The 19,612-nt window shown below is 65.5% G+C and carries 20 protein-coding genes and 1 pseudogene; 15 read left to right on the top strand and 6 right to left on the bottom strand.

Features of this window, described 5'->3' with window-relative positions:
* Positions 1–1,272: RNA-guided endonuclease InsQ/TnpB family protein (locus tag BSG17_RS25120; protein WP_089828096.1), on the bottom strand; the 1,272-nt coding region annotated here is incomplete at its 3' end.
* A gap of 161 nt (positions 1,273–1,433) precedes the next feature.
* Between BSG17_RS25120 and BSG17_RS25115 the strand changes: the two genes are divergently transcribed.
* A complete protein-coding gene (locus tag BSG17_RS25115) occupies positions 1,434–1,985 on the top strand; it encodes an LURP-one-related family protein (protein ID WP_089828098.1) in 552 nt (183 codons plus the stop codon).
* A 37-nt stretch (positions 1,986–2,022) separates the two neighbouring features.
* Here BSG17_RS25115 and lysS read toward each other — a convergent pair whose 3' ends face one another.
* Positions 2,023–3,711 carry a lysine--tRNA ligase gene (lysS, locus tag BSG17_RS25110; RefSeq protein WP_089828095.1) on the bottom strand — a complete coding sequence of 563 codons (1,689 nt, stop codon included), beginning with the start codon at positions 3,709–3,711 and terminating at the stop codon, positions 2,023–2,025.
* Positions 3,708–4,427: a UMP kinase gene (gene pyrH, locus BSG17_RS25105; RefSeq protein WP_089828094.1), complete on the bottom strand. Its 720-nt coding sequence runs from the start codon at positions 4,425–4,427 to the stop codon at positions 3,708–3,710. The genes lysS and pyrH overlap by 4 nt, the downstream gene beginning before the upstream one ends.
* 125 nt (positions 4,428–4,552) lie before the next feature.
* Here pyrH and BSG17_RS25100 point away from each other — a divergent pair, with 125 nt between their 5' ends.
* From BSG17_RS25100 to BSG17_RS25090, 3 genes are all read left to right on the top strand, one after another.
* Complete coding sequence (locus BSG17_RS25100) at positions 4,553–5,347, top strand: molybdopterin synthase (protein ID WP_089828093.1); 795 nt, start codon at positions 4,553–4,555, stop codon at positions 5,345–5,347.
* A gap of 332 nt (positions 5,348–5,679) precedes the next feature.
* On the top strand, positions 5,680–5,934 hold the full coding sequence (locus BSG17_RS25095) for a DUF7123 family protein (RefSeq protein WP_089828092.1): 255 nt from the start codon (positions 5,680–5,682) through the stop codon (positions 5,932–5,934).
* Positions 5,935–6,154: 220 nt separating this feature from the next.
* Entirely contained in the window at positions 6,155–7,381 is a 1,227-nt protein-coding gene (locus BSG17_RS25090) for a site-2 protease family protein (protein WP_089828091.1), read from the top strand.
* Here the strand turns inward: BSG17_RS25090 and BSG17_RS25085 are convergent.
* Complete coding sequence (locus BSG17_RS25085; RefSeq protein WP_089828090.1) at positions 7,367–7,786, bottom strand: hypothetical protein; 420 nt, start codon at positions 7,784–7,786, stop codon at positions 7,367–7,369. The two genes, BSG17_RS25090 and BSG17_RS25085, sit on opposite strands and share 15 nt — an antisense overlap.
* Positions 7,787–7,856: 70 nt before the next feature.
* Entirely contained in the window at positions 7,857–8,753 is an 897-nt protein-coding gene (gene thiL, locus BSG17_RS25080; protein ID WP_089828089.1) for a thiamine-phosphate kinase, read from the bottom strand.
* A gap of 139 nt (positions 8,754–8,892) precedes the next feature.
* Here thiL and BSG17_RS25075 point away from each other — a divergent pair, with 139 nt between their 5' ends.
* The 10 genes from BSG17_RS25075 (at position 8,893) to BSG17_RS25030 (ending at position 17,967) form a co-directional block, all read left to right on the top strand.
* Positions 8,893–9,930: a lysylphosphatidylglycerol synthase transmembrane domain-containing protein gene (locus BSG17_RS25075; protein WP_089828088.1), complete on the top strand. Its 1,038-nt coding sequence runs from the start codon at positions 8,893–8,895 to the stop codon at positions 9,928–9,930.
* 39 nt (positions 9,931–9,969) lie between these two features.
* Positions 9,970–10,425 carry a 30S ribosomal protein S19e gene (locus BSG17_RS25070; protein ID WP_089828087.1) on the top strand — a complete coding sequence of 152 codons (456 nt, stop codon included), beginning with the start codon at positions 9,970–9,972 and terminating at the stop codon, positions 10,423–10,425.
* Positions 10,426–10,521: 96 nt separating this feature from the next.
* Positions 10,522–10,875 carry a DNA-binding protein gene (locus BSG17_RS25065; protein ID WP_089828086.1) on the top strand — a complete coding sequence of 118 codons (354 nt, stop codon included), beginning with the start codon at positions 10,522–10,524 and terminating at the stop codon, positions 10,873–10,875.
* Positions 10,875–11,465 (top strand): DUF7411 family protein, encoded by a 591-nt coding sequence (locus BSG17_RS25060; protein WP_089828085.1) that lies wholly within the window; start codon positions 10,875–10,877, stop codon positions 11,463–11,465. The genes BSG17_RS25065 and BSG17_RS25060 overlap by 1 nt, the downstream gene beginning before the upstream one ends.
* 120 nt (positions 11,466–11,585) lie before the next feature.
* Complete coding sequence (locus BSG17_RS25055; protein ID WP_089828084.1) at positions 11,586–12,467, top strand: DMT family transporter; 882 nt, start codon at positions 11,586–11,588, stop codon at positions 12,465–12,467.
* Between the two features lie 154 nt (positions 12,468–12,621).
* Positions 12,622–13,920 (top strand): histidine--tRNA ligase, encoded by a 1,299-nt coding sequence (gene hisS / locus BSG17_RS25050; protein WP_089828083.1) that lies wholly within the window; start codon positions 12,622–12,624, stop codon positions 13,918–13,920.
* A 77-nt stretch (positions 13,921–13,997) separates the two neighbouring features.
* Entirely contained in the window at positions 13,998–14,426 is a 429-nt protein-coding gene (locus tag BSG17_RS25045; RefSeq protein ID WP_089828082.1) for a universal stress protein, read from the top strand.
* Between the two features lie 48 nt (positions 14,427–14,474).
* A complete protein-coding gene (locus BSG17_RS25040; RefSeq protein WP_089828081.1) occupies positions 14,475–14,912 on the top strand; it encodes a universal stress protein in 438 nt (145 codons plus the stop codon).
* Between the two features lie 90 nt (positions 14,913–15,002).
* Entirely contained in the window at positions 15,003–15,845 is an 843-nt protein-coding gene (gene truA, locus BSG17_RS25035) for a tRNA pseudouridine(38-40) synthase TruA (RefSeq protein WP_089828097.1), read from the top strand.
* A gap of 268 nt (positions 15,846–16,113) precedes the next feature.
* On the top strand, positions 16,114–17,967 hold the full coding sequence (locus BSG17_RS25030; protein WP_089828080.1) for a midas domain-containing protein: 1,854 nt from the start codon (positions 16,114–16,116) through the stop codon (positions 17,965–17,967).
* Between the two features lie 99 nt (positions 17,968–18,066).
* Here BSG17_RS25030 and BSG17_RS28420 read toward each other — a convergent pair whose 3' ends face one another.
* Complete coding sequence (locus BSG17_RS28420; RefSeq protein ID WP_280141220.1) at positions 18,067–18,189, bottom strand: hypothetical protein; 123 nt, start codon at positions 18,187–18,189, stop codon at positions 18,067–18,069.
* Between the two features lie 334 nt (positions 18,190–18,523).
* Here BSG17_RS28420 and BSG17_RS25025 point away from each other — a divergent pair.
* Positions 18,524–19,612: pseudogene (locus tag BSG17_RS25025) on the top strand (hypothetical protein); the annotation flags it as partial.

Genomic DNA, 19,612 nt, shown 5'->3' with positions numbered 1-19,612 from the left:
GACGTGACTTGCAGACACGCGCTGGAAATCAGCGGCGTCCGTAGCGTTGACGAGAGCGAAGCTCTCGTTCGCACGCCAGAAACGCGATGCGTTTCTGGGGACGGTCACACTCTCCACAGGCGTATCTTCGGGCCATCCCAGCCCTAATTCAGAACAGCCGCGTTGCAGAACATTCATCGCCGCGTTCGCGTCTCGATCCGTCTTAAACCCACACGCAGGGCACGAATGCTCACGAACCCAGATGGGCTTTGCCGTCTCCACACCACATGATGCACACTCTTTGGTCGTTCCTCGCGCTTCAACCTGCAGGACGTGCGTCCCGTACAAGTCGCCCTTATATTCAAGCAAGGTGATGAACTGTCGCCACGCGGCGTCCTGCTTGTTCTGAGCATTTCCATCGCCCTGAAGCATACTCTGAACGTTCAGATCTTCCACGAACACAGCATCGTACTCTTTGACGAGCCATGTCGTGAGTTTATGCTGGTAGTCCAGCACCTTGCGACGAATCCGGCGCTTGACTTTGGCTACTTTTCGACGTTGTTTCTCGTAGTTGTTCGACCCGTTTTCTTTCCGTGAAAGGTGCCGTTGCTCACGGCGCAGACGCTCGTAGTCATCTTCGAGGTTGAGCCAATCAACGGTCTTGCCGTCCGAGGTGTGAATGTAGTTACGGATGCCAAGGTCGATCCCAACACTGTTGCTCGCGTTGAGCGTGTTCACGTGGGGCTTCTCGGGAATGCGTTCGTCGTCGGTTTCGAGGCTGAACGAGACATACCACTCGCCAGTTCGTTCTTTCTTGAACGTGGCTTCTTTGATAGTGGCGTAGTCGGGAACTGGTCGAGAGTAACGGATTTTCATCCAGCCGACCTTGCTGAAGCGGACGTACGCGAACCCACTGCGGCCCCTCTTTTCATTGAGGTTGAAGCCAGACTGGTTGTACGTCACGCTTCGATAGTCGTTGGGTGCTTGCCGTTTGATTTGACCGACTTTGTGCCCTTTCTCTTTCTTTTTGCGGAGATTCGAGAGGTTGCGGTGGAAGCGAGCGACTGTGGCTTGTGCGGCTTTCGAGTATGTCTCCGCGAACAACGGCCACTTTCGTTTCCACTCGGGGAGTTTGTTGTTCTGGGCGTACTCGCTGGGTTTGTCGTCTTCTGGGCTGTTCGTGTAGTCCCAGCGGACGTGGTTGTAGAGTTGGCGATGAACGTTGAGTTGATGTTCGCCAGCCACTACTACCTCGCTGTTTGGGTAAGCGCGGTAGCGGTGACTGTATTCCATCGTTGTCTGTCACTTCGAGATTTTTCAACTTAATCGTTTGTCTCACGCGTTGTCGGCTTCATCCCCGACCACGGTGGGTCGGGGTATTCGCCTCGCAATCCAGTATAAAACTACGCCGTGTGCCCAAAGCAGCTATGTCCAACTACCGGGAACGACAGCGTGTGTTCGACGCCAACCGATACGAGATCCGTCAGAAACTCCGCATCGGCGACAAGTACAACGTGTACGAGGAGGGAACCGACGATCCGATCCTCGAGTCCGCACAGAAGAAGTTCCGGCTGAAGGAGGACTTCCGGTTCGACGACCCCGAGACCGGCGAGGAACGCTTCCGCGTGAAGGCCGACAGCGTCATCGACGTCGCCGCCAGCTACGACATCGTCGACAGCCGGACGGGCGACCGCATCGGGTCGGTCAAACGCAGCGTCAAGTCCTTCTTCAAACACGAGTACGCCCTCGTCGACCCCGACGGGACCGTCGTCGCGACGGTCAAGGAGGACAGCTGGCTCCGGGCAGTGCTCCGCCGGAACGTCACGACGCTCATCCCCTTCTCCTACGACGTCGAGGGGCCGAACGGCGAACGACTCGGGACGATCTCCGAGCAGTTCACGCCCGTCCGCGACCGGTACACGATCGACCTGAGCGGCGACGGTGAGCTGGACCCCCGACTCGCCGTCATCGGTACGGTCGTCATCGACGCCATCGAGGAGAACTGAGAAGCGACAAGAGGGCGCGAGAACGGTCGGAGGTCGTCTACTCCTCGCGGCGCAGCCGTTTCACGACGAACTCGGAGTCGAGTTCGCCGAGGAACGTGCCGAGTCGCGGCCCCTGCGTCGCGTCGAAGAACAGTCGGTAGCCGGCCTGGAAGAAGTCGCCGGTGGCGACGTCGTTCCGCTTCGCCGTCTCGTAGATCTCGCCTTGGATCTCCTCGCCGGAGTGACCCGCGGCGACGAAGTCGGCGAGTTCGTCGAGCGCGGCCGCGACCTCGTCGTCGAAGTCAGTTCGGGGAAGGTCGACCTGCAGGCGGTAGTTGTACTCGTTGTCGAGGCGTTCGGCCCAGTTGCGGGCCTTCTCGACGCGCTTCATCGCCTCCTCGATGGCCCACTCGGGGGTGTCGTCGGTGATGTGCCCCTCGTTGCGCGCCATCTGCTCGCGGAGGTCCTCGTCGTCGGTCATCCCCAGCACGGCCGCGAACGTGTAGGGGAGTCGGACGCGATCCTCGCGAACGTCGTCGACGGTGAAGGGGTACGCGCGGTCGGCCAGCGGCTTCAGGCTCTCGTCGTCGACCTCGCCGAAGTGGATGGCCTCGAAGCGGTCGAACTCGTCGACCAACTGGTCCAGCCGCGAGATGTCGAAGTCCTTGGCCTTCTTCGGGTTGCGAACGAAGAAGTAGCGCAGCACCTCCGGCTCCAGGAGTTCCAGCACCTCGTGGACGGTGACGACGTTGCCCGACGACGAGGAGAGCGCCTCCCCGTTGAGCGTGAACCACTCGTAGGTCATCGGGACGGGCGCACGGATGTGGAGGAAGTTCTCGGCGATGTCCTTCCCCGAGGGCCACGACCCCTCGGCGTGGTCCTTGCCGAACGGTTCGAAGTCGACGCCGAGCACCTGCCACTGGCCGGGCCACTCGAAGCGCCACGGCAGTTTCCCCTCGCGGAACGTCGCCGTCCCGTCGTGGCCGCAGCCGTCGATCTGCTGACCGCCGGCCTCCAGCCCCTCACAGACGTAGTCGACCGTCTCCGCCTCGAGGTCGACGCCCGTGATGTTCGTCGTCAGGACGCCGCACTCCGAACACTGCGCCTGGAACGGGACGTAGTCCTCGTCGATCTTGTCCTGGTAGTTCGCGAGGATCTCGCGGGCCTCCTCGCGGTGTTCGAGGACGTACCGGACGACCTCGTCGAACGTCCCGTCGGCGTAGAGGGCGGTGTTCGACAGCATCTCGACGGGGACGTCGAGCAGCTCCGCGCTCTGGTGCAGCAGGTCGGCGAAGTGGTCGCCGTAGGAGTCGTGGTCGCCGAAGGGGTCCGGGATGTCGGTGTAGGGTTTCCCGAGGTTCCGCCCGAGCGCACCGGCGTCGACGTCGCCGAGTCCGACGATGTTCCAGTCAGCGTCGGCGAGCTGTCGCGGCACCTTTCGGAGCGCGTCCTTGTCGTCGCTCGTGAACACCTGTCGAACCTCGTAGCCGCGGTCGCGCAGCACCTCCGCGACGAAGAAGCCGCGGAGGATCTCGTTGAAGTGGCCGAGATGCGGGATGCCGGAGGGAGAGACGCCGCCCTTGACGACGACCGGTTCCTCGGGGTCGCGCGCCTCGATCCGGTCGGCCATCTCGTCAGCCCAGAAGACGCGGTGGTCGTCGCCGCCCTCGCTGGGGTCGGTCGTGTCGGCACCGGTCGTCTGCGCACGGTTCGTGTCTCTGGGCTGAGGCGTGTCGTCCGCGCTCATCGCTGGGCCCAGTAGCTCGGTTCGGCACCGCTCCCCTCGGGGATGACGTCGGTGCCGCCGTGGTCACCGCGGAGCACCGCGGCCTCGACGCGACTCGGGTCGTTGCCGTCGAGGACGATAGTCCGCATCCCCGCGCGTTCGATGAGCTTCGTCGCCAGCAGGTCGACCGGCGCCGACGACCCCGCGTCGCGGCTCATCGGCACCACGATGTCGACCAGTTCGGTCGGCGTCATCTCGTCGAACTTCACGGCCTCGGGGTTGGTGTTCGGGTCGGCGTCGTAGACGCCGTTGGCCCCCGTCGCGTAGACGAGCAGATCGGCGTTGACGTACTCGGCGAGCGCGGCGGCGACCGCGTCGGTCGTCTGCCCGGGCATCACGCCGCCCATCACGCTGACGTCGCCGCGACGGATGGCGTCACCTGCGGCCTCGTAGTTCTCTGCGACCTTCGGGTCGACGCCCGAGCCGAGGGCGGCGATGAGTAACCGCGCGTTGATGCGTGTGACGTCGATGCCGATCTGGTCGAGTTGGACCTCGTTGGCACCGAGTTCGCGGGCGGCCCCGATGTACTCGCGGGCGACTCCGCCGCCGCCGACGACGACGCCGAGTTCACAGCCTTCGCGAGCGAGCGACTCGACGACGGCCGCGTGGCCCTCGACGCGGCCGGGATCGAGCTCCGGCGCGAGCACACTGCCACCGATAGAAATCACGACTCTCATTGCACCGGAGTTGCCGGGATTCGGGCTTAAGAGTTATCAAGTCGAGGAAGTCGTATGGTTGGCTGACAGGCTGACCGACTCGAGGCGAGGCAACACTAAAGCCCCTCCGTCGCCGCCTTCGACACATGCAGACACTCTCCATCGTCGGGCCGGCGGCCGACCGCCTCGCGGAGCGCCTGGCCCCGCGACTCGACGGACGTGTGGCGACGGTCGAACGCCTCCCCGAGCGGACCGACGGGACGGACGCCGACGGCGTCGACGGCTCGTTCGGACTCGGCGACGACGGCGCGTGGGTCGGTGCGGGCGAGCACCGCTCGCTGGGCGACCTGCTGGACGCACTCGCAGTCGAGTACGACTACGCGCTCCTCTCGGGGGTCCCCGAGGCGCGCGCGCCGACCGTCGTCGTCGGCGACGAAGGGATCGAGGTTCGCGGCGACGTCGTCGACACAGTCGATGCCGTCGACGACGCCGACCTCGACGCGCTGGCCCGCCACGCCGACGACGGTGAACCGTACATCACCCTCGAGACGCTCGTCGAGCAGGTGAAACAGTCGCCGCGCGCGGAACGCGCCGGTGCCATCGCGACGTTCACCGGGCGGGTACGCGCGAAAGACGGTGGCGACGACTCCCGGACGACGCATCTCGCCTTCGAGAAGTACGAGGGCGTCGCCGAAGACCGCATGACGACCATCTCCGAGGAGCTGACCGCCCGCGACGGCGTCGAGGAGGTAGCCATGCACCACCGGACCGGCGTCATCGAGGACGGCGAGGACATCGTCTTCGTCGTCGTGCTCGCGGGTCACCGGACCGAGTCGTTCCGCGCGGTCGAGGACGGCATCAACCGACTGAAAGACGAAGTCCCCATCTTCAAGAAGGAGACGACGGTCGACGAGGAGTTCTGGGTCCACGACCGCCAGTAGTTGCCGTCGTCACCGTCCGGCCGCAAGACATACGTCAGACGCACTCGACCGAACTGCTGTGCGTGCGGGTCGCCCAACCCGATCGGGCGCTCGCTCTGGCGGTATCATCGCTGATTCTCCGGCCAGACCGGCCGGGAAACCCGTTCTGGATATCAAGATACTCAGTCAGAAAAGAAAGTCAGAGAGCCGTCTGTAAACTTTCTAAGGAGATCTAGAAGCGTTCTGAAAGGTATACTTTCCACATTTTTCGGCTGAAAGAAGGCGAAGTCCCACTAACGTTCCTCCGTTTATATAGTGTCAACTGTGCTTACGTCGAATCGAGGAAACACGCAATGAGCGCAACTGTACACCCCTCCACCGAAGCCCCGTCCAAGGAAGAGCGTCTGAAGCAGTTCCTCCTGCAGAAGGCTCAGAACGGAGAGCTCTACTTCAAGAGCAAGTTCATCGCCGAGGAGGTCGGTCTGTCTCCGAAGGAGATCGGCGCGCTGATGGTCAAGCTCCGCGACTCCGCGACCGAGCTGTCCGTCGAGAAGTGGTCGTACACGAGCGCGACCACGTGGCGCATCGAGGCGGCCGACGTCGCGTAAGACCACACATTTCCCCACACGCTGCACGCGACTTCCCCCGACGCGCGGTCCCCGGACGGTCCCCGTCCTCGACCACGTATCCTCCGCGATCACGTCGCCGCGGCGGTCACGCGGCCGCCGAGGCGAGCTCCCCCTTCGTTCTGCTGACGACGAGCGACCGCGGTCGTAGCCGTTCCGTCGTCACGGCCTTTATACAGCCGCGACACGTACCGCTCGAACAATGGAATCGGTCGACCCGTCGGATACCGCTCCACCGACGGACGCGCTGTCCGCCGTGTTTCACCTCTACGAGGTTCGCCGCGACGGCGACCGGCTGCTCTACTACGGCGACGCACTCGTCCCCGAACGGATGCTCCTCCGGGAGGTCTGGCCCGCCTTCCGCGAGGAAGGCTACGAGGTACAGATCGCCCGGACGAACGGCCCACAGGACGTACTCGTCGCCCGGCCTCTGGACAACAGCGTCGACGGCGTTCCGTGGAAGAACCTGATCTTGCTCCTCCTGACCGTCTGTTCGACGCTGTTCGTGGGTGCGAACGCCTGGTACTACGTCCCCGTCTCGGAGATCACCGCGAACCCGCTCGCGGTGTTGCAGGCGTGGCCCTTTACGGCCGCCGTGCTCGGCGTGCTGCTCGTCCACGAACTCGGTCACTACGCGATGGCCCGCTACCACGACGTCGACGTCTCGCTACCCTACGTCATCCCCTTCATCCTCCCGTTCGGGACGATGGGGGCGATCATCCGCATGCGCGGACAGATGCCCGACCGGAAGGCGCTGTTCGACATCGGCGTCGCCGGCCCGCTGGCGGGGCTCGCGGCGACGATCGTCGTCACGGTGATCGGCCTCTCGCTCGATCCGATGCCGATCCCCGACAACGTTCTCGCCGCCGGCGGCGAGGTCATCGTGTTCAACAACCCGCCGTTGCTCGACATCATCGCGACGCTCATCAACCAGCCGGTGGCCTACGGGACGGCCGCCTCGCCGCCCACAGACGTCCCACTGAACCCGCTCGGGTCAGCCATCTTGGACGTCATCGGCGACCCGCCCGTCAGTTCACAGTCCGGCGTCACCGTTCACCCGGTCATCATCGGCGGCTGGGTCGGGATGTTCTTCACCGTGCTCAACCTGCTGCCCGTCGGCCAACTCGACGGCGGCCACATGCTCCGAGCGATGATCGGCGAGCGTCAGGAGACGGTCGCGGCGATGGTGCCGCTCGCACTGTTCGGCCTCTCGGCGTACCTCTACTACGGCCGCGGACTCAGCATCAACGAGTCTGTCGGGCTGTGGGCGTTCTGGGGGCTGTTCTCGACGTTCATCGCGTTCAACGGTCCTGCTAACCCCATCGACGAGGAGGGGCTGGACCGCCGCCGCCTCGCAGTCGGCGCGTTCACCTTCTTCCTCGGTCTACTGTGCTTCATGCTCGTGCCGATCCAGCTACTGACCGTCTAAGTCTGAGTCGGCACGGCCGGGGCCGTACGCGTCCCGCATCTCCCCAGCGGACCCGTCGTCGGTAGCCTCGTACGCGAACTCGATCGCGAGCGCCGCGCTGGCGACGCCGACGGCGAGGACGAGAAAGCCGACCGCGAGACGAACGTCGAGCGGAACCGGGAGGCTCTGGCCGGCCAGAATCGACGCGGCGGTAACGAAGCCGACCAGCGCACCGGACCAGACGTTGCCGCTCGCTCCCCAGAGCGTCCACCGTCGCACCATCGACCAGCTGCCGACGCCGACCGCGACGGCGAAGACGACCGCGAAGACGAGACCGGTCGGAAAGCCGACGACGGCGACGGTGCCGGCGACGGACGCGGCGACGACGAAGGCGAGGCGGGGACGACGATCGTTGGCAGGGTCCATAGCTCGAAACGGGTGTGACAGTGCCAAGTAGCTTCGGTGAGCGTCGAAGTGCAGGGAGCGCCGGGTCGGTTCAGGGTTCCGACGCGTCGCTCGCGTGCGTGAACCCGCGGTCCGGCAGCGGGCCGCCGCCGGCGACGACGCCCGAACCGGACTCGGACACCGTTCCGACCCTCGTGACGTCGACGTCGGTTGCCGTACGGACGGTCTCGAGAGCGGTCTCCGGGACGGTGAACACGAGTTCGAAGTCCTCGCCGAAGTGGAGTGCACACTCCCGGCGGTCGGCGTCGTTGCGGGCGACCTCGTCGACGCTGGAGTCGACCGGGACGCGATCGACGTCGAGGTCGAACCCGCAGTCGCTGGCCTCGGCGAGTTGGTGGAGCGACCGGGCGAGGCCGTCGCTGGAGTCCATCATCGCCGTGGCGTGGTCGCGGAGCGTCTCGCCGGTGGCGACGCGCGGTGTGAACCGAAAGAGGTCGTTGCCGCGTTCCGCGTCGCCGTTCTCGAAGAGGCGGATCGCGGCGGCGGTTCGGCCGAGCGTTCCGGTGACGCAGACGGCGTCGCCGGGGGTCGCACCGGACCGGCGGACGGGGGCGTCCGTCTCGCCGACGGCCGTCGTCGCGACCGTGAACTCCTGGTGGCCGTCGAGGTCGCCGCCGACGTACTCGGCGTCGACGGCCGTGCAGACGTCGCAAGCACCGTCGACGAACGACCGGAGTTCGGCCTCGTCGAACGTGGGAGCGGCGTAGACCGCGACCGCCGCCGTCGCCGTCGCCCCCATGGCAGCGACGTCGGAGAGCGACGCGCCGACGGCGCGCCAGCCAGCCGTGTATCGGGTGGTCCCGGCGGGGAAGTCCGTCGCCTCGTGGAGCATGTCGGTCGTGATGACCGTCCCGTCGACGACGGCGGCGTCGTCGCCGGCGCCCGAGAGATCCGCAGCGAGCATTCGTAGCGCCGTACGCTCGTCCATGCACGAGGCAGACTCTCCGGTGTGGTAAACCCACCGAGACGATAACAGACGAGTACCATCAACATTCTATCAGGTAAGCGTTCCGTCACTAGAAGGCGGTTTCGGTGGGTTAAAGCAGTCACTCGCCGACCCTCCGGACATGGCAGGTGAGCGACTGCGGACGACCGTACTGGGGTTCGCAGTGACTGTTCTCGTCTTCGCGGCACTCTTCTACTTCGCCGGAACCGACCGGTTGGTGTCCCAACTGGAGATGGCCGACACCCGTCTCGTCGTCGTCGTCGTCGGCGTGACGCTGCTGTGGCTGATGGCGTGGAGCCTCGCGTTGCGGACCGTCCTCGACGTCCTCGGCGTCGACATCTCGCCGGTGAAGTCGTTTCTCGTCTTCTCGGGGGCGATGTTCTCGAACAACATCACCCCGTTCGGACAGGCCGGCGGCGAACCGGTGACGGCGCTGCTCATCTCGCGGACGGCGGACGCCGAGTACGAGACCGGACTGGCGGCTATCGCCAGCGTCGACACGCTCAACTTCGTCCCGTCGATCACCATCGCGCTGTTCGGGGCGGGCTACTTCGTCACCGAGACGACGCTCGTCCGGAACAACTCGCGCATCGAGATGGCCGTCGTCGCCATCGTGGCACTCGCGGTCGCCGTCCCCGGGGTGTTCTACCTCGGCTGGCAGAAGCGCTACGAACTCGAACATCGGGTGATAAACCGAGTTACCCCGTTCATCCAGTGGCTGACGGGGCTGTTACCCCGACTGTCGGTCCCCACCGCCGAGAGCATCGAGGCGCGCGTGAGTCGGTTCTTCGAGGCCATCGAGCGCGTGGCGACGAACCAGCGGGGGCTCGCGCTGGCGCTCGGGCTCTCAGCACTCGGTTGGTTCTTCCAGATGATCGGTCTCTGGCTGGCGTTCCAGGCCATCGGCGTCCCCGTCAAGCTCTCCCTGGCGATGTTCGTCGTCCCGATCGGCGCCATCGCGGGTGTGACGCCGCTCCCCGGTGGCGCTGGCGGCATCGAGTGGGTGTTGGCGACGCTGTTGGCGGCGGCGACCGGACCGGCCATCGGGTTCGCGACTGCGACGGCGGCGGTCATCATCTATCGCGGGGCAGTCTACTGGGTGCCGACGCTCATCGGCGGGGCCGTGATGGGCGTTCTCAGCGTCCGCGGACGGGCCTAATACGATGGCTTTTTACAGCGATACCATGAAAAGCAGGACATGGTAACCCTCTACGACGTTCCGGCGGACGAGCTCATCGAGGAGCTCGCCGACCGACTCGAGGACCGCATCGAAGCACCGGAGTGGGCGAACTTCACGAAGACGGGCTCCGGCAAGGAGCTGCCACCGCAGGACGACGACTTCTGGTTCGTCCGTGCCGGCAGCCTCCTGCGTAAGGTCGCCACGAAGGGCCCCATCGGGATGGAGAGCCTCGCCGTCGAGTACGGCGGGAAGAAGCGCGGCTCGAACCGCTACCGCGTCGCCAAGGCGAAAACTTCGACGGGGTCGAAGAAGATCAACCGCGTCATCCTCCAGCAGCTCGAAGAGGAGGGGCTCGTCGAGACGGCGCAGGGTGAGGGCCGTCGCATCACCGACGAGGGTCGGAGCTTCCTCGACGACACCGCCAACGACGTGTTCGAACGACTCGATCGTCCCGAGCTCGAACGCTACGCGTAGAGTTTTACGTCCGCAACCGTTTTCTTCGAGCCAGCACCACGAGCCACGCCACCCCCGTCCGTAATCGTTTTCCTGCAGAAGCGGAAACTATCACCTATGAGTGGCAACCCCGACGACGAACGACTCGAAGAGCTCCGACAGAAGAAGATGCAGGAACTGCAGGAGCAGGCCGAACAGCAACAGGGGGGCGGCGAGGCCGAGGAGGCCGCCCGCCAGCAGGCGGAGGCCCAGAAGGACGCGCTGCTCCGGAAGTACCTCACCGACGGCGCACGCCAGCGGCTCAACGCCGTCCAGATGTCCAAACCCGACTTCGCCGAGCAGGTCGAACAGCAGATCGTCGCGCTGGCACAGAGCGGGCGCATCCAGGACCAGATCGACGAAGAGCAGATGAAGAGCCTACTGAAGGAACTCAAGCCCGACTCGAAGAGCTTCGACATCCGTCGCCGGTGATGGAGCTCGCGCTCCTCTACAGCGGAGGGAAAGACTCCTCGCTCGCCGCCCTCCTGCTCGATTCCTTCTACGACGTCAGCCTCGTCACCGCCCACTTCGACGTCACGGAGGACTGGCAGCACGCCGCACGGGCCGCAGAGACGCTCGATTTCCCGTTCGAGACGGTCGAGCTCGACCACGAGGTCGCCGTCTCGGCCGCCGAGACGATGTACGACGACGGCTACCCGCGAAACGGTATCCAGGCCGTCCACGAGCACGCCCTGGAGACCGTCGCCGCGGGGGACGTCGACGCCGTCGCCGACGGCACTCGCCGCGACGACCGTGTCCCGACCATCTCGCGGGCGCAGGCACAGAGCCTCGAAGACCGCCACGGCGTCGACTACCTCGCGCCGCTGTCGGGGTTCGGCCGTCACGCCGTCGACCGCCTGGTCGAGACGGCGTTCGACGTCGAGTCGGGTCTGAGCGAGGAGATCCCCCGAGCGGACTACGAGGGCGAACTCCGGACGCTCGTCGCAGAGCGGTTCGGACGCGACGCCGTCGGCAAGGTGTTCCCCGACCACACACAGACGTACGTCCACGGTCGGCAGTAGAACGCCGACCCCGACCACTGTCCGCGCTCGGCAGTAGAACGCCGACCCCGACCACTGTCCGCGCTCGGCAGGAAACGACGAAGTCGAACTGCTCTTACCCTGGCACAGCAACCGTCGTCTGTGGATCCGGGAATCCTCTACTCGCTCGTCGCCGCACTCCTATGGGGCCTGCAGATCGTCGCGCTGAAGCGGTACTTCGACGGCTACTCGGCGTTCGCGTTGCCGGTTCTGATCAACGCCTTCGCCGCACTCGCCTTCACGCCGTTCGCGGTCGCGACGACGTCGCCCGCGGAACTGCCGTCGCTCGCGACGTTCACGCCGGTCGCACTCGGCGCGATCCTCCTCACGGTGCTCGCGATCGGCGCCGCGTTCATCCTCTTTCTGCAGGCGTTGGAGGCGGGCGAGGTCTCCTACGTCGCTCCGATCAACAAACTCGCACCGGTGTTCGTGTTACCGATCGAGATCGCCTTGCTGGGTGCGCATCTCGGCCCGCTCCAGTTGGCGGGTGTGCTCGCTGCGACGCTCGCAGTCTACGTCGCCAACTACGAACCGGGAGAGCTGATCGAACCGATCAAGCGGGCAGCCTACTCGCGACCCGCCCAGTTAGCGCTCTTGAGCGCCGCGGGCTGGGGGGTCGGCGACGTGGGTAAACGGGTCGCCCTCCAGGAGCTGTCGCTGCCGCCACAGCTCTGGGTGCCGCTGCTCGAGGTCAGCATCGTACTCGTCCTCCTGCCGGTCGCGTTCCGCACGCTCCCCTCCGTCTCCCAACTCCGCGGCGACCTCCCGAAGTTCGTCGGCCTCGGCGTGCTCGTCGCCACCGCCGAGTACGTCACGTCTCTGGCGTTCCAACTCGTCCCGGCCAGCATCGCCTCGCCGGTGATCAACACGCAGGCGGTCGTCGCGGTCGTGCTCGGCGGACTCCTGCTCGGCGAGGAGAACCTTGGTATCCGACTCGTCGCGGCGTTGCTCGCCGTCGCCGGGGTCGGCCTCATCGCGCTATGACATCCTCCCCGGCGTGAACGACAGGACTCTCTGCTTGATTCAGGTAGGCTCACCGTACCGAGCGACGGCGACGCCTCGTCGCGACGAAACGCCGCGTCGTGCCCGACGCCACGAAAGGGCAGGCTTGAAGCGCACAGTCGCCGAAGCCTCGTCCATGTACGACCGACTTAAGGGTTTCCGCGACTTCTACCCCAAGGAGATGGGGTCGCGTCGGCAGATGTTCGACGCGATGGAGGAGACCGCGGCCCGCTACGGCTTCCGCGAGATCGAGACGCCGCGACTGGAGCGCACGCAGATGTACGTCGACAAGTCGGGCGAGGAGATCGTCGACGAGCTGTACGCCTTCACCGATAAGGGCGGCCGCGAAGTGACGCTCACGCCCGAACTGACGCCGACGGTCGCCCGGATGTTCGTCGACCGACAGCAGGCGCTGTCGAAGCCTGTCAAGTGGGTCTCGACTCGACCGTTCTGGCGCTACGAGCAGGTCCAGCAGGGTCGGTTCCGCGAGTTCTACCAGACCAACGTCGACATCTTCGGCTCGAGCGAACCCGAGGCCGACGCGGAGATCCTCGCGTTCGCCGCCGACACGCTGTTCGGACTCGGTCTCACCGCCGACGACTTCGAGTTCCGCGTCAGCCACCGCGACATCCTCTCGGGTCTGCTCTCCGCCTTCGACGCCGACGTCGACACCCGCGACGCCATCCGCGCGGTCGACAAGCGAGCGAAGGTCGAAGAGGTCGAGTACTTCGGGCTGCTCGAAGACGCCGGACTCAGTGCCGCGGAGGCCCAGCAGTTCGACGACCTCATCACGGCGGGCGACCTCGACGCCATCGCCGACTTCGGCGGCGAGGAGCTGGCCGCCGCTGTCGACAACCTTCGGGACGTGCTCGCCGCTGCCGACGACTTCGGCGCGGGCGACGTCTGCACCTTGTCGCTGACGACGGCCCGCGGGCTGGACTACTACACCGGCGTCGTCTTCGAGTGTTTCGACACTACCGGCGAGGTCTCCCGTGCCGTCTTCGGTGGCGGCCGATACGACGACCTCATCGAGGACTTCGGCGGCCAACCGACGCCGGCCGTCGGTGTCGCCCTCGGCGACGCGACGCTCCAGCTCCTGCTCGAACGCGCCGAGGCGTGGCCCGAGGAGTCGCTCACGACCGACTACTACGTCCTGCAGGTCGGCGACACCCGCGGGACCGCCGCCCGGGTCGCCCGCGACCTCCGGGACCGCGGCAACGTCGTCGAGACCGACGTCGCCGGTCGGAGCTTCGGCGCACAGATGGGCTACGCCGACAGCATCAACGCCTCGACGGTCGTCATCGTCGGCGAGCAGGACCTCGCGAACGGCGAGGTGACGGTGAAAGATATGGCGTCCGGCGAGCAGACCACCGCGCCGGTCGACGAGTTCCCCGGCGCACTCGACGCTCCGACCTACGACGACTTCACCGAGTGAGGAGTTTTGGTTCCCGCCCCGTGGGAACCGACACCGACGCTTAACCGCTTGCCGACCGTCTGTTCGGACGAAGTATCATGTACGACAGGATCCTCGTGCCGACAGACGGAAGCGAGACTGCGACGAGAGCGGTCGACCACGCGGTCGACCTCGCCGCCACGTACGGAGCGACGCTCCACGTACTCTCGGTCGTCGACCCGACGCGGTTCAGCACCGTCGACGTCGACCCGAGCAGCGTACTCGAAGCCGTCGAGAAGAGTTCCCGCGACGCGGTCGAGGCGGTCGAAACCACCGCGGCGGACGCCGGTGTCGCGGTCGAGACGACGGTTGTCCGCGGCGCCCCGGCCCGGACGATCACCGAGTACGCGACGGACAACGATATCGACCTCGTCGTGATGGGGACGCACGGTCGAACGGGGCTCGACCGTTACCTGCTGGGGAGCGTAACGGAACGGGTCGTCCGAACCGCTCCCGTCCCCGTCCTCACGGTCCGTCTCGACGAGTGAACGCCGATCGGGTGGACGTTTTATCCTGTTTTCCGACGTAGATACGGTATGGGTACAGAGTACGAGCGGATCTTGATACCGACCGACGGGAGTCCGGAAGCGGAGGCTGCAGTCGCCCACGCGGTCGAACTCGCCGCCCGGTACGACGCGACGCTGCACGCGCTCTCGGTCGCGGACGTGAGTCACTTCCACGGACTCGACGCCGACACCAGCGTCATCGTCGAAGGGTTCGATGAGGAGGCGCGGACGGCGGTCGACCACGTCGCCGACGCCGGAGCGGCGGCGGGGGTGACGGTGGAGACAGCCGTCGAACATGGACCGGCCTCGGAGACGATCCTGACGTTCGTCGACGACCACGACGTCGACCTCGTCGTCGTCGGGACGCGCGGTCGCCACGGACTGGAGCAGTTCCTCCTCGGGAGCGTCGCCGACCGTCTCGTGCGCCGTGCGGCCGTCCCTGTCCTGACGATCCCGTCCGCCGACTGAGCGCGGTCGCCCTCGCTGAGAAACACCGCTGCGCTCGCGACGCCACCCCCGTTCCGTCGCGGTTAAGCCCGACGACGGCTATCCATGACCATGCGCGCCTTTCGCGTCGCCTACGACGGTCGTCCCTTCTACGGGTTTCAGCGTCAGCCCTCGGTTCCGACCGTCGAGGACAGCCTCTTCGACGCGCTCCGTCGCCTCGGTGTCCTCGACGAGACGGCAGACAAACCGACGGGGTACGCCGCGGCCGGCCGGACCGACGCGGGAGTCTCCGCCGTCGCCCAGACGGTCGCCTTCGACCCCCCCGAGTGGTGTACGCCACGTGCCTTGAACAGCGAGCTTCCGAGTCACGTCCGCGCGTGGGCCGCAGCGGACGTCCCCGCCGACTTCCACGCGACCCACCACGCGGTCCGGCGACGGTACAGCTACCACCTCTACGCCCCGACGACGGAGTTCGACTCGCTCGACGGTCGGGACCACGTCGACGACGACCGCGCCCGAACCGCACTCGACGCGCTCTGCGGCGAGCACGACTTCCACAACCTGACGCCCGACGACACGGGAACCGTCCGCGAGTTGACCGGCGATCTGACGCGGGACGGCGAGTTTCTCGTCGTCCGCGTCGAGTCGGGCGGGTTCGCCCGCGAACTCGTCCGGCGGCTCGTCTCGCTCGTGCAGGCCGTCGGGAGCGGGTCCGCACCGATCGAGAAGATCGAACGAGTGCTGGGTTCGGAGCCGATCGACGGGCCCGAAGGCGTCCCACCGGCGCCTCCGACACCGCTCGTGTTGACCGGCGTCGACTATCCCGGCGTCGCGTTCGAGTGCGACGAGACCGCGGTCGCGTCGACGCGAAGCGTGTTCGGCGAGCGCGCCGTCGAGGGTCGCGTCCGTCGTCGCGTCGCCGACACGGTGTTGGCGGCCGTCGGCTCCGAGTAGTCGGTCGCCCGACTCGCGTCGACCGTTCGGCGTTCCAGACAGACGTTCGAAGCGAACGGTAAGTGTAGCTTATCCGCGTTTAATCCCGTCGTGCGCGCCGAATTCGGCGGGTTCGGAGGAGAACAGCCGTCTTGGAGGCAAGGGAAAAGTATGGCCTCCCATGACACGACGGCGGCGACTCGTACGTCGACCGTGCCACGAACGACGAGCGTGACAACTGGCGTCTAACTAACGAGTCGAATCTCGTTACGTCCTCTCGGAAGGAATTATGCGTAAAAACAACGGTGGAAACAGCAGGTCGTCGCTCCGCACGGACGGAGGGACGGAGACGAACGTGTTCGCGCAGAGCCTCGTTCTGCCCTCGATCTTGACCGTCATCGTTCTGGGAGGGTTGGTCGCCGTGCTCCTCGGCGGCGGAGGGATTCTCGGTGCCCCCCAGGATCTCGCGGCCGCGGACTGCATCGGCGGCTGTGGAGCCGACGTCGACCAGAAGCCAGAAGCGAGCGCGCCTGCCGCGCTCTCTGACCCGGTACTCGACGCCGACGACGATGACGACACGGTGACGACAGTCGTCGAAGATTCGAAGTCGACCGAGGACTCGGAGCAGAAGATCGAGAAGTCGAAGAAGGATCGTGACCGCGAGGATAGAGACGCAGACGCCGGACGGGACGACTCCGAAACAGACCGTTCCGACGAGGACGACTCCGAAACAGACCGTTCCGACGAGGACGACTCCGAAACGGACCGTTCCGACGAGGACGACTCTGAAACGGACCGTTCCGACGAGGACGACTCTGAAACGGACCGTTCCGACGAGGACGACTCCGAAACGGACGGAGACGACCGTTCGGCCGCTGGGTCGACACAGGACCAGACACAGGGACAGTCGACTAACCAGTCGCAGGCACAGACTGGCGAGAACAACGACCAAGACCAGGACCAGCAGTTGGACCAGGCGCAGGGACAGGGGCAGTCCGGAGCGGACAACGCCCAGGAACAGCACCAGGACAGCGAGCTGGATCAAGAACAGGCCCAGTCCGGCGAAGACAACGATCAGGAGCAGATCCAAGACAACGACCAGCACCAGACAGAGGGTCAGACCGGCGAAGACAACGAACAGGGCCAGGAGCAGGCGAACGATCAGGAACAGACGCAAGAGCAGTCCGGCGAGGACAACGAACAGGACCAGGAGCAGTTGAGCGATCAGACGCAAGAAGAGCTCCAGAGCGGCGAGGACAACGATCAAGCCCAAGAGCAGGCGAACGATCAGGAGCAGAACCAGGAACAGTCTGGTGAGGACAACGACCAAGACCAAGAGCAGTCTGCAGATCAGACGCAGGGACAGACCCAGGAGGGCGAGCACAACGACCAGGAACAGAACCAGTCGAACGAACAGACGCAGGACCAGAGCCAATCCGGCGAGGGCAACGATCAAGAGCAGAGTCAGGAGACGGACCAGTCGCAGTATCAACACCAGAGCGACGACGGATCTGACCAGACACAGACACAGAGCAGCGACCAGTCGCAGGAACAGACCCAGTCGGGGGAGGACAACAACCAGAGTCAGAGCCAAGAGCAGAGCCAGACGCAGGTACAGATCGGTGGCGAGAACCAGCAGCAGGCGCTCGCCGTACAGCAGGTGCTCGTGCAGTCCGACGGCGACGTGACCGTCGTCCTCCACATCGTCATCAACCAGTACATGGCCGACGGCGTCGACAGCCAAGTGCAGGCACAGGGCGCTCAGCAGGTCGAAGTGCAGAGTAACGGGGACGTCGTCGTCGAAGAGGAGATCGTCATCAACCAGGGCTCCGCCGATGAGTTCCTCGCGTCGTTAGAGGAAGACGCAGAGTCCGAGGAGAGCGACGACAGTACCTCGGACTACGATGGGGACGACCACGAATCCGACGACCACGAATCCGACGACCACGAGTCGGACGATCATGAGTCGGACGACCACGAATCCGACGACCACGAGTCGGACGATCATGAGTCGGACGACCACGAATCCGACGACCACGAATCCGACGACCACGAATCCGACGAGAGCGAGACTGTAGAAGAGACCGACACCGTGGAAGAGACCGAGACGGTCTCGACGGCCGCCGCCGAGGCGACCGCATAGCCGTCTCGTCGAGAGGACGAACTGAGGGTGGGCGAGGGGTCGCCCGCGACCTCGTTTTGACTCGGAGTGTGACACTCCCCGACGGCGAGACGACGGCGTCTACGTCGGGGTGTCGATCCGGCCGTCGACCCAGCCGCTCTCCGCACCGACGGCGACGGGTTTACCTCGGGGCGCACGCGGCCGCCGGGGAGGACGGAGGCTGTCGTCCTCCGCGACCGACACGCGGGAGTCGGTCGTCCCGCGCGAGACCGACCTCGACGACGGCCGGACGCGGATCTCGCCGTCGGGAGGCAGAGTCTCGTCTCCTCGAACGGCGGTTCTCGGAGCGGAACGAGACGGAAACCGGACGCTCCGAGTCGGCGAACTGAGCGACAGGCGGCAAGCGAGACCGGGGATAACGGATCGTTCAACGCCGGTTCGGCGAGCGTACTCCGGAGCCAGAACCGTCCTAACTGGTGTTAATCGTGTTCTAGAAACCCAACAACGGGGTCATACCCAAACCGTCTCTCACGAGATAGGGTGGTGACGTTAAGCGAAAGTCAAACGTCCCCAAACAATGTCAGACAAAAAACAACCACGCGAGACCGGACGCAGCTCCGGAAGCCGACGGATGCGCGTCGTCTCTCGGCTGTTCGTCGTCGCGATCACGATGATCGTCGTCTCCGGAGGCATCGTCGGCGCCGCCGGCGCGACGTCCGTCTCGTTCGACAACTCCCAATCACAAGTCCAAGAGTTCATCCAACATCTCACGGAGAACCAGGACGGGAAGTACAACGACAGAGACACCGACCAACGGCTCGACCAGCGTCAGGGCCAAGGTCAGTTCGAGACCCGCCACAGCAGCCAGGAGCAGACACAGAGCTCCTCGCAGACCGGGAAGGCTGACCAGTACGGCGTGGGCAACTGGCAGGACGTCGCGGAGGACGTCTTCCAGTACGGCATCAACGCCCAGGCGGGCGTCCACAACGCCCAAGAGCAGGTCCAGGACGCGATGCAGGAGCGCCTCGCGGGCCAGGACGGCAAGCGCAACGACCAGTCCTCCGAACAGGACCTCCGGCAGCGCGCTACCTCCCAACAGGACAGCTACAAGAGCGCCCAGGGGCAGTTCCAGAACGTCGAGCAGTTCAGCGAAGGCTACCAGGTCGGCTACAACAACGACCAGACGCAGGACCAGGACGTCCACCAGGAGGCGACCCAGAAGCAGCACTCCAAGCGCAGCCTCCAGAGCCAGGCGCAGGACGCGACCCAACGTCAGTCCGGCGGCCAGCTCTACGCGAAGGACGGTAAGCAGAGCCAGAGCCAGGAGATCGACTCCGAACAGCGACAGTACCAGAAGAGCCACCGCGGCGTCCAGCAGCAGACCGAGGGTTCCGCACAGGAGCAGATCGCCGGTCAGACCGGTGAAGACCACACCCAGCGACAGAAGCAGGCTGCCGACAAGGACCAGACCCAGCGACAGAAGGGTGCCCACGTCGACCAGAGCCAGGAGGCCGACTCCGAACAGGCGCAGTCCGCCTACGTCGAGGGTGAGGACAACGACCAGGTCCAGACCGAGTCCGCTCGCCAAAAGCAGAACCAGAAGCAGGACGCCAAGAAGAGCGACCAGGAGCAGAACGCAGACGCAGACCAGTCGCAGACTCAACAG

It is taken from the genome of Halogranum amylolyticum (genome assembly GCF_900110465.1).
GTDB lineage: Archaea > Halobacteriota > Halobacteria > Halobacteriales > Haloferacaceae > Halogranum > Halogranum amylolyticum.
Note: the sequence above shows the minus strand (reverse complement) of the source record. Positions and strands in the feature narration are given on the sequence as shown.

What these genes read in the sequence shown, in the direction of transcription:
- lysS (WP_089828095.1), bottom strand. Translation starts at nt 3,711, where the DNA reads ATGAGCGCGGACGACACGCCTCAGCCCAGAGACACGAACCGTGCGCAG.
- pyrH (WP_089828094.1), bottom strand. Translation starts at nt 4,427, where the DNA reads ATGAGAGTCGTGATTTCTATCGGTGGCAGTGTGCTCGCGCCGGAGCTC.
- BSG17_RS25100 (WP_089828093.1), top strand. Translation starts at nt 4,553, where the DNA reads ATGCAGACACTCTCCATCGTCGGGCCGGCGGCCGACCGCCTCGCGGAG.
- BSG17_RS25095 (WP_089828092.1), top strand. Translation starts at nt 5,680, where the DNA reads ATGAGCGCAACTGTACACCCCTCCACCGAAGCCCCGTCCAAGGAAGAG.
- BSG17_RS25090 (WP_089828091.1), top strand. Translation starts at nt 6,155, where the DNA reads ATGGAATCGGTCGACCCGTCGGATACCGCTCCACCGACGGACGCGCTG.
- BSG17_RS25085 (WP_089828090.1), bottom strand. Translation starts at nt 7,786, where the DNA reads ATGGACCCTGCCAACGATCGTCGTCCCCGCCTCGCCTTCGTCGTCGCC.
- thiL (WP_089828089.1), bottom strand. Translation starts at nt 8,753, where the DNA reads ATGGACGAGCGTACGGCGCTACGAATGCTCGCTGCGGATCTCTCGGGC.
- BSG17_RS25075 (WP_089828088.1), top strand. Translation starts at nt 8,893, where the DNA reads ATGGCAGGTGAGCGACTGCGGACGACCGTACTGGGGTTCGCAGTGACT.
- BSG17_RS25070 (WP_089828087.1), top strand. Translation starts at nt 9,970, where the DNA reads ATGGTAACCCTCTACGACGTTCCGGCGGACGAGCTCATCGAGGAGCTC.
- BSG17_RS25065 (WP_089828086.1), top strand. Translation starts at nt 10,522, where the DNA reads ATGAGTGGCAACCCCGACGACGAACGACTCGAAGAGCTCCGACAGAAG.
- BSG17_RS25060 (WP_089828085.1), top strand. Translation starts at nt 10,875, where the DNA reads ATGGAGCTCGCGCTCCTCTACAGCGGAGGGAAAGACTCCTCGCTCGCC.
- hisS (WP_089828083.1), top strand. Translation starts at nt 12,622, where the DNA reads ATGTACGACCGACTTAAGGGTTTCCGCGACTTCTACCCCAAGGAGATG.
- BSG17_RS25045 (WP_089828082.1), top strand. Translation starts at nt 13,998, where the DNA reads ATGTACGACAGGATCCTCGTGCCGACAGACGGAAGCGAGACTGCGACG.
- BSG17_RS25040 (WP_089828081.1), top strand. Translation starts at nt 14,475, where the DNA reads ATGGGTACAGAGTACGAGCGGATCTTGATACCGACCGACGGGAGTCCG.
- truA (WP_089828097.1), top strand. Translation starts at nt 15,003, where the DNA reads ATGCGCGCCTTTCGCGTCGCCTACGACGGTCGTCCCTTCTACGGGTTT.
- BSG17_RS25030 (WP_089828080.1), top strand. Translation starts at nt 16,114, where the DNA reads ATGCGTAAAAACAACGGTGGAAACAGCAGGTCGTCGCTCCGCACGGAC.